We start from the raw sequence: 13,286 nt of genomic DNA on the forward strand, positions 1-13,286 counted from the left end.
TGTTTATAAGAGACCGGGGCCGGGTCTGGGTGCCGACGGCGGACTATGACCTGTGGGTGCGGCAGATGTCGCGGCGGGGGTGGGCCCGGGCCCTCCGCCGCTCAGTCCTCCCCGTACCGCGGATCCACCGTCTCCGGCGTCAGCCCCAGCAGCTCCGCGACCTGCTCGACGACGACCTCGTGCACCAGCAGCGCCCGCTCGTCCCGGCCCTTGGTCCGGATCTCCACCGGTCGCCGGTAGACGACCACCCGCCCCCGCCGCCCGTCCCGCGAGGGCACCATGCCCCCGAGCGGGACCGTCTCGTCGTTCCAGGCCTCCCCGGCCTCGGCCGGACGCGGCACGTCGAGGACGAGGAAGTCGATGTCGGCGAGCTGCGGCCAGCGCCGTTCCAGGCGCTCCACGGAGTCCTGCACCAGGTCCGCGAACACCTCGCCACGGCTCGCCGCGAGCGGCACCTGCGGGGGTGCGACCGGGCCGCGCATGCCCCGACCGTGGCGATCACGACGGCGGGGTCCTGGGCGGCCGGCATCACGGGGCGTCACGGGGTTGTCCATCACTGGTGAAGGGTAGTCCTCGCCGAGGCCGGGTGCCCGACCGCACGCGCACCGCGGACGGCGTGGCGGCGGACCGCTCCGCTTGTCGCCGGATGACCATTTCAGCCAAGGTTGGGCTCGATTCCATATCTCTCCGCGACCGGGGAACTCAAGGCAAATGTCGTTGTTTGTATCGAGTCATGACCGCTTCCCGGGCCGCGCCCGGCCCCCGGGACCGGCGACCGCGCAGGTCAAAGGGGCCTGTTCGGAAGGGCCCGTAGCACGTTTCACGCCACGACACGGGGGTGTGACCCGGTGGGGAGTCGTCGCGGCCCGCTCAAGAGTGCGGTACCGTCCAACATCGTGAGCCCTGTACGTCGCTGTTCGCGCACCGCCTGCGGCCGTCCCGCCGTCGCGACGCTGACGTACGTCTACGCCGACTCGACCGCGGTCCTCGGCCCCCTCGCCACCTACGCCGAACCCCACTGCTACGACCTGTGCGCCGAGCACTCCGAACGCCTCACCGCCCCGCGCGGCTGGGAGGTCGTCCGCCTGCTCGACGGTTCCGCCCCGGCCCGCCCCAGCGGCGACGACCTCGAAGCGCTTGCGAACGCGGTGCGCGAGGCGGCCCGGCCCCAGGAACGGGCGGCCGAGGCCGGCGGTGGCGCCCGCACGGCCGACCCGATGGAGGTCGCGCGCCGCGGCCACCTGCGGGTGCTGCGCTCGCCGGACAACTGAGCCCCGTTCGAGGGACCCGCACCTTTCACTCGCGGTGGCCTCGGTCACATCCGTTGCTGCACACCCATTGACGCCTCGTTGTCGCGGACACGACCATTCCGGAAGTCGCGAGAAATCGCTTTCGCATGGCGGAATCCGGGGAGGCGTCAGTGTACGTGCAGGAACTGGAACCCGTCGCCGGTTCGCTCGGCCTGTCCGCCCTGGTGGCGGCCCTGCCACTGGTGATCGTCCTGGTGCTGCTGGGCGGCGTCCGCATGAAGGCGCACCTGGCGGGCCTCATCGGCCTCCTGGCCGCCGTACTGGTCGCCTGGCTCGCCTACGGCATGCCGCTCGACCAGACGGCCTCCAGCGCCGCCCAGGGAGCGGTTTTCGGCCTCTTCCCCATCCTGTGGATCGTCGTGAACGCCCTGTGGGTCTACCGGATGACCGTCCGCACCCGGCACTTCGACATCCTGCGCCGCTCCTTCGGCCGGCTGTCCGACGACCCCCGCATCCAGGCCCTCGTCGTCGCCTTCTGCTTCGGCGCCCTCCTGGAGGCCCTCGCCGGGTTCGGGGCGCCCGTCGCGATCTGCTCGGTCATGCTCGTCGCCCTCGGCTTCGACCCCGTACGCGCCGCCGTGGTCTCGCTGGTCGCCAACACCGCACCGGTCGCCTTCGGCGCGATGGGCACCCCGGTGGTGACGCTGGCCCAGGTCACCGGGCTGCCCCTGGACGACGTCGCCTCCGTGGTGGGCCGCCAGACGCCCCTGCTGGCCCTCGTCGTACCGCTGCTCCTGGTCGCCCTGGTGGACGGGCGGCGCGGACTGCGCGAGACCTGGATCCCCGCCCTGGCCTGCGGAGTCGCCTTCGCCGTCGCCCAGTTCGTCGCCTCCAACTACGTCTCCGCCCAACTCGCCGACATCGCCGCCGCCCTGATCGGCGCCGGCGCCCTGGTCGCCGTACCGCACTCCCGCCGGCCCGCCGCAGAGCCCGTACGGGCGTCCGTACTGACCGGCGCGCGCAGCGAGGAACTGGACGAGCGCGACCCCGCCCGCGAGGTCGTGCGGGCGTACGCGCCGTACGCGCTGATCGTCGCCGTGTTCTCCGTGGCGCAGATCCCGGCGGTCAAGGACTGGCTGGCCAAGGCCACGCAGTCCTACGACTGGCCGTTCCTGGACGTGATGGACCCCGAGGGCAAGCCGGTCGGCGGCAACGTGTTCTCCTGGCCGATCGTCTCCACCGGCGGCACGCTCGTGCTCCTCGCCGGGCTGGCCACGGCCGTCGTCCTCGGCGTGCACGCGCGCGTGGCGGTCAAGGAGTGGCTCGCGACCGTGCACGAACTGCGGTTCGCGATCCTCACCGTCACCTCGGTCCTCGCCCTCGCCTACGTCATGAACCTCTCCGGGCAGGCCGCCACCATCGGCCACTTCGTCGCCGCGGCCGGTGCCGGACTCGCCTTCCTCTCCCCGGTCCTCGGCTGGTTCGGCGTCGCCGTCTCCGGCTCCGACACCTCCGCCAACGCGCTCTTCGGCGCCCTCCAGGTGACCGCCGCGCGGGAGTCCGGCCTCTCGCCCGAACTGCTGGCCGCCGCCAACAGCTCCGGCGGCGTCCTGGGCAAGATGATCTCCCCGCAGAACCTCACCATCGCCTGCGCCGCCGTGGGACTCGCGGGCCGCGAGGGCGACCTGCTGCGCAAGGTGCTGCCGTGGAGCCTCGGCCTGCTCCTGGTCATGTGCCTGATCGTGGTCGGGCAGTCCACGGCGGTCCTGGGCTGGATGCTGCCCTGACCTCCGGGAACCTCGGGAACCTTCCGGGCGGCCCGTCGGTCCCTACGGGTAGTTTGTGGGCTCCGACAGGACTTTCAGGAAGGTTGGCCGTGGTTGCTGATCTGTCGCAGATCGTGAAGGCGTACGACGTGCGCGGTGTCGTCCCGGACCAGTGGGACGAGTCGCTGGCCGAGCTGTTCGGCGCGGCCTTCGTCGAGCTGACCGGCGCGGGCGCCATCGTGGTCGGCCACGACATGCGGCCCTCGTCCCCGGGCCTGTCCGGCGCCTTCGCGCGCGGGGCGGCGGCCCGCGGCGCCGACGTGACCGGGATCGGCCTGTGCTCCACCGACCAGCTGTACTACGCCTCCGGCGCGCTCGGCCTGCCGGGCGCCATGTTCACGGCCTCGCACAACCCCGCCCAGTACAACGGCATCAAGCTGTGCCGCGCGGGCGCCGCCCCGGTCGGCCAGGACACCGGCCTCGCCGAGATCCGCGCCCTGGTGGAACGCTGGAGCGAGGTGGGCGCCCCGGAGCCGGCCGCCCGCCCCGGCACGGTCACCCGGCGCGACACCCTCGCCGACTACGCGGCCCACCTGCGCTCCCTGGTCGACCTCACCGGCATCCGCCCCCTCAAGGTCGTCGTCGACGCGGGCAACGGCATGGGCGGCCACACCGTCCCCACGGTCTTCGCCGGCCTGCCCCTCGACCTGGTGCCGATGTACTTCGAACTGGACGGCACCTTCCCCAACCACGAGGCCAACCCCCTCGACCCCGCCAACCTCGTCGACCTCCAGCGGCGCGTCCGCGAGGAGGGCGCCGACCTCGGCCTCGCCTTCGACGGCGACGCCGACCGCTGCTTCGTCGTCGACCAGGACGGCGAGCCGGTCTCCCCGTCCGCCGTCACCGCCCTCGTGGCCGCCCGCGAGCTGGCCCGCAACGGCGGCGAGGGCACGGTCATCCACAACCTGATCACCTCCTGGTCCGTCCCGGAGGTCGTACGGGAGAACGGCGGCACCCCGGAACGCACGCGCGTGGGCCATTCCTTCATCAAGGCCGAGATGGCCAGGACCGGCGCCATCTTCGGCGGCGAGCACTCCGCGCACTACTACTTCCGGGACTTCTGGAACGCCGACACCGGCATGCTGGCCGCCCTCCACGTCCTCGCCGCCCTCGGCGAGCAGGACCGCCCGCTGTCCGCTCTGGTCGCCGCCTACGACCGCTACACCGGCTCCGGCGAGATCAACTCCACCGTCGACGACCAGCAGGGCCGCCTCGCCGCGATCCGGGCCGCCTACGAGGGCCGCGACGACGTCACCGTGGACGACCTCGACGGCCTCACCGTCCAGGCGCCCGACTGGTGGTTCAACGTCCGCCCCTCCAACACCGAGCCACTGCTCCGCCTCAACGCGGAGGCCCGCGACGAGGCAACGATGACGAAGGTGCGCGACGAGGCACTGGCCATCATCCGGGCGTGAGCGGCCGGCTCGGCCATTCGGCCCACTGAGTCGGGTGGTGGGTGGCCATGGGCCGGGGGTCCAGGGGGCGGCGCCCCCTGGCGGGGTGGTAGGGGCGGAGCCCCTACACCAGGTGCCCACCGGCGGTACCCTGACCAGCACATCCACACAAGCCCCACCGCCCCCGAAGGGAACCCCCATGCCGCTCGAAGCCGGCCTCCTGGAGATCCTCGCCTGCCCCGCCTGCCACGCCCCCCTCAAGGAGCAGGACGCGGAGCTGATCTGCACCGGCCAGGACTGCGGCCTGGCATACCCGGTGCGCGACGGCATCCCCGTACTCCTCGTCGACGAGGCCCGCCGCCCCGAGTAACCGCCGGCCAGGCGACCGGCAACCCGGCGACGACCCCGCGCACCCGCGCATCCGAACGAACGCCCCGGCGATCGGAGACCTGCCGCCATGCTCGACGAATCGCTCCTCGACGCCCCGGAGCGCCTCACCGAGGCCGACCGCCGCGGCCTGCTCCGCGGCGCCGCCGAGGCCGGTGCCCGCGTCCGCACCGCCGCCCGGCACGCCGCCGAGGCAGGCGTCGGCAACCTCAAGCCGGACGGCCGCCCCCGCGCCGTACTGATCGCAGGGCCCGGCGCCGCCGCCACCCACGCCGCCGACCTCCTCGGCACCCTCGCAGGGGCAGGCAGCCCCGTCACCCGCCTCGCCCCCACCGGCGTGGCCCCCGCCGCGGGCGCCCTGCGCTGGGAACTGCCCGGCTGGGCCGGTTCCGTGGACCTCCTGCTGATCGCCACCCCCGACGGCGCCGAGCCGGGCCTGTCCCTCCTCGCCGAACAGGCCTACCGCCGGGGCTGCACGGTCGTCGCCGTCGCCCCCGCCCGCTCCCCGCTCAACGACGCGGTGAGCGCCTCCCGCGGCCTGTTCATCCCGATGGCGACCGCCCCCTACGACCATGACGAGCCCCTCGCCGGTGCCGCCCCCGGCGTGCTGTGGGCGCTGCTCACGCCGCTCCTCGCCCTGCTGGACCGCACCGGCCTCCTTGAGGCGCCGCCCGAGGCCATCGACAAGGTCGCCGACCGCCTCGACCGGATCGCCGAACGCTGCGGGCCCGCCATCGTGACCTACAGCAACCCCGCCAAGACCCTGGCGTCCGAACTGGCCGAGTCCCTCCCCGTCGTCTGGACCGAGGGGATCTCCGCCGGACCCGCGGGCCGCCGCTTCGCGGCCGCCCTCGCCGAACTGGCCGGCACCCCCGCGGTCGTCGCCGACCTGCCTGAGGCGCTCGCCGCGCACAACGCACTGCTCTCCGGCCGGCTCGCCGCCGGCGCCGACCCCGACGACTTCTTCCGCGACCGCGTCGAGGAACCGCCGGCCCTGCACGCGCGCGTGGTCCTCCTGCGCGACCGCCCCAGCGGCGGCCTCACCGCCGCTCCCAACGCCCGTGACCTGGCCCTCGGCCACGACACGCCGATCAGCGAACTGGAACCGGAAGAGGGCGGCGAACTCGAGACCCTCGCCGAACTGATCGCCATCACGGATTTCGCCGCCGTTTACCTGGCGCTCGCCTCGGGAGCCTGACCCCGGCGCACCATCGCCCACGCACCCGCACGCACCGGCAGAGAGAGCCCATGGACCGCCTCGACAACACCGTCCGCCCCTACGCCTGGGGTTCCACCACCGCGATCCCGACCCTGCTCGGGACCGAGCCGACCGGCGAACCGCAGGCGGAGATGTGGATGGGCGCCCACCCCGGCGCCCCCTCCCGCACCGGCCGGGGCACCCTCGCCGAGGTCGTCGACGCCGACCCCGAGAAGGAACTGGGCACCGCCTCCGTGGCCAGGTTCGGCCCCCGGCTGCCCTTCCTCCTCAAGCTCCTCGCCGCCGGCGCCCCGCTCTCCCTCCAGGTCCACCCCGACCTCGCCCAGGCCAGGGCCGGTTACGAGGACGAGGAGCGCCGCGGCGTCCCCCTGGACGCGCCGCACCGCAACTACAAGGACGCCAACCACAAGCCCGAACTGGTCTGCGCCCTCACCGAATTCGACGGCCTGTGCGGCTTCCGCCCCCCGGCCGAGACGGCCGACCTGCTCGACGGACTCGGCGTCGCCTCCCTCAAGCCGTACGTCGACCTGCTGCGCGCCCAGCCCGAGGACGCCGCCCTGCGGGAGGTCCTCACCGCGATCCTCACCGCCGACCCCGAGGACATGTCCCACACCGTCACCGAGACCGCGGCCGCCTGCGACCGCCTCGGCGGCGCCTACCGGCCGTACGCCGACATCGCCCACCACTACCCGGGCGACCCCGGCGTCCTCGCCGCGATGCTGCTCAACCACGTCCGGCTCCAGCCCGGCGAGGCCCTCTACCTCGGCGCCGGCATCCCCCACGCCTACCTCAACGGCCTCGGCGTCGAGATCATGGCCAACTCCGACAACGTCCTGCGCTGCGGCCTCACCCCCAAGCACGTCGACGTCCCCGAACTCCTGCGCATCGTCCGCTTCGAGGCGGGCGACCCCGGCATCCTGCGCCCGGAGGCGTCCCCCGACGGCGAAGAGGCCTACGACACCCCGATCGACGAGTTCCGCCTGAGCCGCTACGTCCTGCCCGACGGCACCGGCGCCCACGACCTCACCCTGCCCACCCCGCAGATCCTGCTCTGCACGGCGGGCACCGTACGGGCGGGTGAACACGAACTGGCCCCCGGCCGCTCCGTCTTCGTCCCGGCGCACGAAAAGGCCGAAGTGTCCGGAACCGGCACGCTCTTCCGGGCCACCGTGCGCGTCTGACCCGGGTCTGAATCGGGTCTGCCGGGCGTACGACGGGGCATCCGGCACGTCGGGGCCCGCACGGGCTGCAACAATGGCGCAGCGCAAAGGCGGGGCAAAGCCGGCCACAGTTGAAGGCGAAGGGACAACGCGACACATGAGCGCGTCAGGCGGTACCAAGGCGATCGTGGCGGCACTGCTCGCCAACCTCTCGATCGCGGTGGCGAAATTCGTGGCGTTCCTCTTCAGCGGATCGTCGTCGATGCTCGCCGAGTCCGTGCACTCCCTCGCCGACTCCGGCAACCAGGGCCTGCTGCTCCTGGGCGGCAAGCGCGCCCAGCGCGAGGCCACCCCGCAACACCCCTTCGGCTTCGGCCGCGAGCGCTACATCTACGCCTTCCTCGTCTCCATCGTGCTCTTCTCCGTCGGCGGCATGTTCGCCCTCTACGAGGGCTACGAGAAGATCAAGCACCCGCACGAACTGGAGCACTGGTACTGGCCGGTGGGCGTCCTGGTCTTCGCGATCATCGCCGAGAGCTTCTCCTTCCGGACCGCCATCAGGGAGTCCAACCCGCTGCGCGGCAAGAAGTCCTGGAAGGAGTTCATCCGCCACGCCAAGGCCCCGGAGCTGCCCGTCGTCCTCCTGGAGGACCTCGGCGCCCTGGTCGGCCTGATCCTCGCCCTCGGCGGCGTCGGCCTCGCCCTGCTCACCGGCGACGGCGTCTGGGACGGCATCGGCACCCTGTGCATCGGCATCCTGCTCATCCTGATCGCGCTGGTCCTCGCCGCCGAGACCAAGTCCCTGCTGCTCGGCGAGGCCGCCGGCGTCGAGGCGGTCCAGCAGATCGAGGCCGCGGTCGTCGCCGGCGACACCGTCACCGGCATCATCCACATGCGCACCCTCCACCTCGGCCCCGAGGAACTGCTCGTCGCCGCCAAGATCGCCGTCCGGCACGACGGGACGGCCACCGAGATCGCCTCCGCGATCGACGCCGCCGAGTCCCGTATCCGCGAGGCGGTCCCGATCGCCCGCGTCATCTACCTGGAACCGGACATCTACAGCGAGTCCGAGGCCGCCAAGGGCCCCGACCCCGAGGCGACCCCCGGCGGCCCGACCGCTCCACCCGCCGCCCACTGACCGACGCCCCTCACCCGTCGTCACCCTTCGTGAACGTCCGGAAGTGTTCGGAGGCGGACTGGGGACGGCGGGCGCCCGCGGTGTAGCTTGGGACGGAGCCAGACGTCGCTGCTGATGGCGGTCGGGCGGTCCAGGACGGACCGGCCGAGGGAGAGAGGGCCTCCGACGGACTGCGCTGCGCGTACGCGGGCATGCCTGTGTCCTCTTCTGGGCACCCCTGTGTCCGCCGCCGCGCAGGTCAGCCGTACCCACCTCGACCCAACCCGAGGAGCAGCCCGCAATGACGACTGTCGACAACCGACAGGACTTCAAGGTCGCCGACCTCTCCCTGGCCGCGTTCGGCCGCAAGGAGATCACCCTCGCCGAGCACGAGATGCCGGGCCTCATGGCGATCCGCAAGGAGTACGCCGAGGCCCAGCCGCTCGCCGGCGCCCGCGTCACCGGCTCCCTGCACATGACCGTGCAGACCGCCGTGCTCATCGAGACCCTCGTCGCCCTCGGCGCCGAGGTCCGCTGGGCCTCCTGCAACATCTTCTCCACCCAGGACCACGCCGCGGCCGCCATCGCCGTCGGCCCGAACGGCACGCCCGACAACCCGCAGGGCGTCCCGGTCTTCGCCTGGAAGGGCGAGACCCTTCAGGAGTACTGGTGGTGCACGGAGCAGGCCCTGACCTGGCCGAACACCCCCACCGGCGGCCCGAACATGATCCTGGACGACGGCGGTGACGCCACCCTCCTCGTCCACAAGGGCGTCGAGTACGAGAAGGACGGCAAGGTCCCCTCGGTCGACACCGCCGAGTCCGACGAGCACCGCGTCATCCTCGAACTCCTCACCCGCACGGTCGGCGAGAGCCCGCAGAAGTGGACCCAGCTGGCGTCCGAGATCCGCGGTGTCACCGAGGAGACCACGACCGGCGTCCACCGCCTGTACGAGATGCACCGCGACGGCACCCTGCTGTTCCCGGCGATCAACGTCAACGACGCGGTCACCAAGTCGAAGTTCGACAACAAGTACGGCTGCCGCCACTCCCTGGTCGATGGCATCAACCGCGCCACCGACGTCCTGATCGGCGGCAAGACCGCCGTCATCTGCGGCTACGGCGACGTCGGCAAGGGCTGCGCGGAGTCCCTGCGCGGCCAGGGCGCCCGGGTGATCATCACCGAGATCGACCCGATCTGCGCCCTGCAGGCGGCGATGGACGGCTTCCAGGTCACCACGCTGGACGAGGTCGTCGACAAGGCCGACATCTTCGTCACCACGACCGGCAACAAGGACATCATCATGGCCAAGGACATGGCCAAGATGAAGCACCAGGCCATCGTCGGCAACATCGGCCACTTCGACAACGAGATCGACATGGCCGGCCTCGCCCAGACCCCCGGCATCGTCAAGGACGAGGTCAAGCCGCAGGTCCACACCTGGACCTACCCCGACGGCAAGGTGCTCATCGTCCTCTCCGAGGGCCGCCTGCTGAACCTGGGCAACGCCACTGGCCACCCGTCGTTCGTGATGTCCAACTCCTTCGCGGACCAGACCCTGGCCCAGATCGAGCTGTTCACCAAGCCCGACGAGTACCCGACCGACGTCTACGTGCTGCCCAAGCACCTGGACGAGAAGGTCGCCCGGCTCCACCTCGACTCCCTCGGCGTCAAGCTGACCACGCTCCGCCCGGAGCAGGCCGACTACATCGGCGTCAAGGTCGAGGGCCCCTACAAGGCGGACCACTACCGCTACTGAGTCACCGGTTCCTCCGAGGCAGGCCCCCGCACCCCCGTGCCGGGGGCCTGCCCCATTGGCGCCGCGGCCGCATCAGCGGCCGGACCAGCCCGTCACCACCCAGGACACCCATGCCCCGCGGCCGCTATTCGCTCCACGATCCGCACGACCACACCCCTCTCGCAGAAGAACACTTCCAATGCGCCCCAGGCCCCTCCGGCTGGCGCTACGTCTCCCGGCTGACCACGCCCACCGGGGACCACCAGGGCTCGGTCGACCTCGCCCTCGACGAACTCGGCCGCCCCATCCGCCTCGAACTCCACGCCGCCGACTGGCAGGTCCGCGGTGCCGCCATCGACGGCGTCACCTGGGTCCGGACCGACCCCACCGGAATCCACGCCACCGAAGGCAATGCGCGCGCCCACGCCTTCACCGGCACCTCCCCGGCCTTCCTCGTCGCCGTCACCCGCCTCCTGCGCCTCACCCCCTCGGAATCAGCCACTCGCCTACGCCTCGTCGCCCTCACCGATCCGGTCCTCGCCCCCCGCACCGTGGACCAGTCCTGGGCCTTGCTGAAAAGAGAAGCACACGCCACTGACAACGGCCCCCTCACCGTGGACGAATACCAGGTCACAGCCCTGGACACGGGCGAGCAGCACGCCGTGCACATCGCCGGCGACGTCGTGCTCGCGGCCCCCGGGATCGAGCTGGAGGACCTGGAGACACCACCGTCCGTGTTCCCGTGAGCGGCCCCGGGCGGACCTGCCTACGCCGGCGGCACGAACCCGGTTCCTGGGCGGCGGTCCGACGGCACGTCCCGCGGCACCTCGGGGCCGCCACCAGATGACGGCGCGGGCGGCGGGGCAGTCGGCGGAGCGGTCGGCACAGGTGGCGGGGCTGTCGGTCCAGGTGGCGGGGCTGTCGGTCCAGCCGGCCGGGCGGACGGCGCGGAAGCCGCCGGCACCGACCCGGCAGCCCTCTCCTGCGCCGAAGCGCCGCCGAACGCCCGCCGGGCCTCGCGGGCCTGCCGCTCCTGCAGCACCGCCGCCAGATACGCGGGCGGCGGCACCTCCCGCGGCACCGGAGCCCCCGTACGCGCCGCCACGTCCGCGGCGAGCCGCTCCGCCATGGCCCAGCCGACCCGCTGATCCAGCTGCCCCATCCGCGCCAGGTACTGACGGACGGCAAGCCACAGATCGTCGGGCACCGCGGACAGGTCGAGCCCCGAGAACCGCCCCGCCAGCCAGGGCGGAGGCGGCGGCATGAAGCCCGCCGACGAGAACGGCACCCTCTCCCGCACGACGAGGGTGCCGGCGAACACGTCGCCGAGCCGCCGTCCCCGCGCCGACACCAGCGAGGCGACACAAGCGATGACGCCCAGCGTCATGAGGATCTCGACCACCCCGATCAAGCCCCGCACCAACGAGTGCCGGAACCGGATCGGCCCGCCGTCGTCCCGCACCACCCGCAGCCCGCACGCCATCTTCCCGAGCGACCGCCCGTGGCTCAGCGTCTCGACGGCGATCGGCCCGCCCACCAGTACCAGGACGAAGGTCGCGATCGACAGCGCGGTCTGCGCCGCCACGTCCAAGGACGCGGTGGCCACCATCAGTGCGACGGTCACCGCCACGTAGACGGCCACGGCCACCGCCAGATCGAGCAGGACGGCCAGCGCCCTGCTGGGCAGCCTCGCGGGGCGCAGCTCCAGCGCCACGGCCTCGCCCGTCACCAGCTCGCTCACGCCCGCCGTCCTTCCCCTGGCTGCCCCCGTCCCCGCCAGTCTGCCAAGCTGAGGACGCACCGCGCCGCAGTACGACAAGCTGATCCACGACGAGCCGCCGACGATAGCCGAGGAGCAGGCACACCGATGGACCTCGACGTCTTCGTCTCCGCCCACCGCGCGGAGTGGGACCGCCTGGACGCCCTTCTCCGGCGCCGACGCCGGCTGACCGGTCCGGAGACGGACGAACTCGTCGCCCTCTACCAGCGCACGGCCACCCACCTGTCCCTGATCCAGTCCAGCGCGCCCGATCCCCAGCTGACCGGACGTCTCAGCCAACTGGTGGCCCGCGCGCGCAGTGTCGTGACAGGTACCCGACGTGCCTCCTGGCGCGACGTCACACGGTTCCTGACCCAGCAGTTCCCGGCGGCCGTCTACCGCGCCCGCCACTGGTGGGTCCCCACCGCCCTCCTGTCGACCGCCGTCGCGGCCCTCCTGGGCTGGTGGATCGGCACCCACCCGGAGGTGCAGTCCACCATCGCCGCCCCGAGCGAACTGCGCGAGCTCACCCGCCCCGGCGGTCAGTACGAGACGTACTACTCGAGCAACCCGGCGGCCTCGTTCGCAGCACAGGTGTGGACGAACAACGCCTGGGCCGCCGCGCTCTGCCTCATCCTGGGCGTCTTCCTGGGGCTGCCCGTCATCTGGATCCTCTTCCAGAACATGCTCAACCTCGGTGTCGGCTTCGGTCTGATGTCGTCGGCCGGCCGCCTCGACACCTTCCTCGGCCTGGTCCTCCCGCACGGGCTGCTCGAACTGACGGCGGTGTTCGTCGCCGCGGGCACCGGTCTGCGCCTGGGCTGGACCCTGATCGACCCGGGTCCTCGTACGCGGCGCATCGCCCTCGCCGAGGAGGGCCGGGCCGCCATCGGCATGGCGGTCGGCCTGGCCCTCGTCCTCTTCGTGTCCGGCGCCATCGAAGGTTTCGTCACCCCGTCCGGCCTGCCCACCTGGGCTCGCATCACCATCGGCATCGTCGCCGAGCTGGCCTTCCTGGCCTACGTCTACGTTCTGGGCGGCCGTGCCGTGCGCGGCGGCGACACGGGTGACGTCGAGCCCGCCGAACGCAGCGCCACGGTGCCAACGGCCGCCTGATGTGCATCCACCCCTGGCGAGCTGCTAGTGTCCTCTTCGTTCCCGCAAGAGCCGTTGACACGGAGCGAGCGGGGAGGTAGATTCGAACAGTTGCCTGGAGACGGGGTCACCCCAGAGGGCGACAGAGAACATCTACCAGCTTCTCCGAATCAACGAATTCGACGAAGCACTCTCCCGATGAATCGGAAACGAAGGCCGGTAAGACCGGCTCGAAAGTTCTGATAAAGTCGGAACCGCCGGAAAGGGAAACGCGAAAGCGGGAACCTGGAAAGCACCGAGGAAATCGGATCGGAAAGATCTGATAGAGTCGGAAACGCAAG

At 72.0% G+C, this 13,286-nt stretch carries 12 protein-coding genes; 10 read left to right on the forward strand and 2 right to left on the reverse strand.

What is annotated here, in order from left to right; genetic code table 11:
* Positions 1-101: 101 nt before the first annotated feature.
* The gene (locus tag ACFV9J_RS31335; RefSeq protein WP_385359772.1) at positions 102-554 is read right to left on the reverse strand and encodes a metallopeptidase family protein; all 453 of its coding nucleotides are present in this window, start codon (positions 552-554) and stop codon (positions 102-104) included.
* Between the two features lie 294 nt (positions 555-848).
* Here ACFV9J_RS31335 and ACFV9J_RS31340 point away from each other — a divergent pair, with 294 nt between their 5' ends.
* The 9 genes from ACFV9J_RS31340 to ACFV9J_RS31380 all read left to right on the forward strand — a co-directional run bounded on the left by ACFV9J_RS31340 (position 849) and on the right by ACFV9J_RS31380 (position 10,837).
* The gene (locus ACFV9J_RS31340) at positions 849-1,271 is read left to right on the forward strand and encodes a DUF3499 domain-containing protein (protein ID WP_109034535.1); all 423 of its coding nucleotides are present in this window, start codon (positions 849-851) and stop codon (positions 1,269-1,271) included.
* 149 nt (positions 1,272-1,420) lie between these two features.
* A complete protein-coding gene (locus ACFV9J_RS31345) occupies positions 1,421-3,037 on the forward strand; it encodes an L-lactate permease (RefSeq protein ID WP_385359750.1) in 1,617 nt (538 codons plus the stop codon).
* 89 nt (positions 3,038-3,126) lie between these two features.
* Positions 3,127-4,491, forward strand: coding sequence for a phosphomannomutase/phosphoglucomutase (locus tag ACFV9J_RS31350; protein WP_385359751.1), 1,365 nt, complete (start codon positions 3,127-3,129; stop codon positions 4,489-4,491).
* A gap of 178 nt (positions 4,492-4,669) precedes the next feature.
* Positions 4,670-4,840, forward strand: coding sequence for a Trm112 family protein (locus ACFV9J_RS31355; protein WP_007450268.1), 171 nt, complete (start codon positions 4,670-4,672; stop codon positions 4,838-4,840).
* Positions 4,841-4,927: 87 nt separating this feature from the next.
* Positions 4,928-6,055: an SIS domain-containing protein gene (locus ACFV9J_RS31360; RefSeq protein WP_385359753.1), complete on the forward strand. Its 1,128-nt coding sequence runs from the start codon at positions 4,928-4,930 to the stop codon at positions 6,053-6,055.
* Between the two features lie 50 nt (positions 6,056-6,105).
* The gene (manA, locus tag ACFV9J_RS31365; RefSeq protein ID WP_385359754.1) at positions 6,106-7,257 is read left to right on the forward strand and encodes a mannose-6-phosphate isomerase, class I; all 1,152 of its coding nucleotides are present in this window, start codon (positions 6,106-6,108) and stop codon (positions 7,255-7,257) included.
* Positions 7,258-7,393: 136 nt separating this feature from the next.
* Complete coding sequence (locus tag ACFV9J_RS31370; protein ID WP_385359756.1) at positions 7,394-8,374, forward strand: cation diffusion facilitator family transporter; 981 nt, start codon at positions 7,394-7,396, stop codon at positions 8,372-8,374.
* A 280-nt stretch (positions 8,375-8,654) separates the two neighbouring features.
* Positions 8,655-10,112, forward strand: coding sequence for an adenosylhomocysteinase (gene ahcY, locus ACFV9J_RS31375; RefSeq protein ID WP_385359758.1), 1,458 nt, complete (start codon positions 8,655-8,657; stop codon positions 10,110-10,112).
* Between the two features lie 110 nt (positions 10,113-10,222).
* The gene (locus ACFV9J_RS31380; protein ID WP_385359761.1) at positions 10,223-10,837 is read left to right on the forward strand and encodes a hypothetical protein; all 615 of its coding nucleotides are present in this window, start codon (positions 10,223-10,225) and stop codon (positions 10,835-10,837) included.
* 20 nt (positions 10,838-10,857) lie between these two features.
* On the opposite strand, the gene ACFV9J_RS31385 is transcribed toward ACFV9J_RS31380, so the two are convergent.
* Positions 10,858-11,832, reverse strand: coding sequence for an RDD family protein (locus ACFV9J_RS31385; protein WP_385359763.1), 975 nt, complete (start codon positions 11,830-11,832; stop codon positions 10,858-10,860).
* Positions 11,833-11,958: 126 nt separating this feature from the next.
* Between ACFV9J_RS31385 and ACFV9J_RS31390 the strand changes: the two genes are divergently transcribed.
* Positions 11,959-12,966, forward strand: coding sequence for a stage II sporulation protein M (locus tag ACFV9J_RS31390; protein WP_385359764.1), 1,008 nt, complete (start codon positions 11,959-11,961; stop codon positions 12,964-12,966).
* Positions 12,967-13,286 lie beyond the last annotated feature (320 nt).

The sequence above is a fragment of the Streptomyces sp. NPDC059906 genome, from assembly GCF_042730645.1.
Lineage (GTDB): Bacteria > Actinomycetota > Actinomycetes > Streptomycetales > Streptomycetaceae > Streptomyces > Streptomyces rubrogriseus.

Excerpts from the sequence above, each read along its gene's own strand:
- ACFV9J_RS31335 (WP_385359772.1), bottom strand. The coding sequence starts at position 554 with ATGGACAACCCCGTGACGCCCCGTGATGCCGGCCGCCCAGGACCCCGC.
- ACFV9J_RS31355 (WP_007450268.1), top strand. The coding sequence starts at position 4,670 with ATGCCGCTCGAAGCCGGCCTCCTGGAGATCCTCGCCTGCCCCGCCTGC.
- ACFV9J_RS31360 (WP_385359753.1), top strand. The coding sequence starts at position 4,928 with ATGCTCGACGAATCGCTCCTCGACGCCCCGGAGCGCCTCACCGAGGCC.
- ACFV9J_RS31380 (WP_385359761.1), top strand. The coding sequence starts at position 10,223 with ATGCCCCGCGGCCGCTATTCGCTCCACGATCCGCACGACCACACCCCT.
- ACFV9J_RS31370 (WP_385359756.1), top strand. The coding sequence starts at position 7,394 with ATGAGCGCGTCAGGCGGTACCAAGGCGATCGTGGCGGCACTGCTCGCC.
- manA (WP_385359754.1), top strand. The coding sequence starts at position 6,106 with ATGGACCGCCTCGACAACACCGTCCGCCCCTACGCCTGGGGTTCCACC.
- ahcY (WP_385359758.1), top strand. The coding sequence starts at position 8,655 with ATGACGACTGTCGACAACCGACAGGACTTCAAGGTCGCCGACCTCTCC.
- ACFV9J_RS31390 (WP_385359764.1), top strand. The coding sequence starts at position 11,959 with ATGGACCTCGACGTCTTCGTCTCCGCCCACCGCGCGGAGTGGGACCGC.